The sequence below is a fragment of the Acinetobacter sp. YH12069 genome (assembly GCF_013419675.1).
In the GTDB taxonomy this organism is placed as follows: Bacteria; Pseudomonadota; Gammaproteobacteria; order Pseudomonadales; family Moraxellaceae; genus Acinetobacter; species Acinetobacter amyesii.
Genome location: NZ_VOZS01000055.1, coordinates 1 through 1,596 on the forward strand (window position 1 = coordinate 1; position 1,596 = coordinate 1,596).

The following is a 1,596-nucleotide window of genomic DNA, read 5'->3' on the forward strand; positions in this document are numbered from 1 at the left end:
GCCAGGCCTCAGCATTTTATTATGGTGATCCCCTGGGCGAAATGCGCCTGGTAAGCAGAGTTTTTGAAATGTAAGGCCTTTGAATAAGACAAAAGGCTGCCTCATCGCTAACTTTGCAACAGTGCCACATCAAGGCCCGATCCTTGGAGCCCTTGCCCTCCCGCACGATGATCGTGCCGTGATCGAAATCCAGATCCTTGACCCGCAGTTGCAAACCCTCACTGATCCGCATGCCCGTTCCATACAGAAGCTGGGCGAACAAACGATGCTCGCCTTCCAGAAAACCGAGGATGCGAACCACTTCATCCGGGGTCAGCACCACCGGCAAGCGCCGCGACGGCCGAGGTCTTCCGATCTCCTGAAGCCAGGGCAGATCCGTGCACAGCACCTTGCCGTAGAAGAACAGCAAGGCCGCCAATGCCTGACGATGCGTGGAGACCGAAACCTTGCGCTCGTTCGCCAGCCAGGACAGAAATGCCTCGACTTCGCTGCTGCCCAAGGTTGCCGGGTGACGCACACCGTGGAAACGGATGAAGGCACGAACCCAGTGGACATAAGCCTGTTCGGTTGGTAAGCTGTAATGCAAGTAGCGTATGCGCTCACGCAACTGGTCCAGAACCTTGACCGAACGCAGCGGTGGTAACGGCGCAGTGGCGGTTTTCATGGCTTGTTATGACTGTTTTTTTGTACAGTCTATGCCTCGGGCATCCAAGCAGCAAGCGCGTTACGCCGTGGGTCGATGTTTGATGTTATGGAGCAGCAACGATGTTACGCAGCAGGGCAGTCGCCCTAAAACAAAGTTAACTCGAGGGAGAAATCGTGAAGTTATCACTAATGGCTGCCAAGTCGAAGAACGGTATTATCGGTAATGGACCAGATATTCCATGGAGCGCCAAAGGCGAGCAACTTCTATTTAAGGCAATTACATATAATCAATGGCTTTTAGTTGGACGCAAAACTTTTGAGTCAATGGGCGCTCTCCCAAATCGAAAGTATGCAGTTGTAACTCGCTCTAATTTTTCTACGAATGATGAGGGTGTAATGGTTTTCTCCTCAATTCAGGATGCCTTAATAAATTTAGAGGAAATCACGGATCATGTTATCGTTTCTGGTGGTGGTGAAATATACAAAAGCTTGATTTCCAAAGTAGATACTTTGCATATTTCAACAGTCGACATCGAGCGAGATGGAGACATAGTTTTTCCTGAAATCCCAGATACATTCAAGTTGGTATTTGAGCAAGATTTCGAGTCTAACATTAACTATTGTTATCAAATCTGGCAAAAGAGTTAACAAGCGCCTGCAATCTGACCTCCGGTTACTGTCACCTTTTTTTGCGGTGGAGCTGCAAAAAAGGCGCCATTAACCTCCGGCAGTTGAGGCGGGCGTTAGCCATATTATGGAGCCTCATGCTTTTATATAAAATGTGTGACAATCAAAATTATGGGGTTACTTACATGAAGTTTTTATGGCACTGTTGCAAAGTTAGCGATGAGGCAGCCTTTTGTCTTATTCAAAGGCCTTACATTTCAAAAACTCTGCTTACCAGGCGCATTTCGCCCAGGGGATCACCATAATAAAATGCTGAGGCCTGGC

General features: G+C 48.5%; 1 protein-coding gene and 1 pseudogene. One reads left to right on the top strand and one right to left on the bottom strand.

What is annotated here, in order from left to right; genetic code table 11:
- Window positions 1-127: 127 nt before the first annotated feature.
- Window positions 128-664 (bottom strand): annotated as a pseudogene (gene intI1, locus FTU16_RS16375) (class 1 integron integrase IntI1); the annotation flags it as partial.
- 155 nt (window positions 665-819) lie between these two features.
- Here intI1 and dfrA16 point away from each other — a divergent pair.
- A complete protein-coding gene (gene dfrA16, locus FTU16_RS16380; RefSeq protein ID WP_032490158.1) occupies window positions 820-1,293 on the top strand; it encodes a trimethoprim-resistant dihydrofolate reductase DfrA16 in 474 nt (157 codons plus the stop codon).
- The last annotated feature ends 303 nt before the right edge of the window (window positions 1,294-1,596 follow it).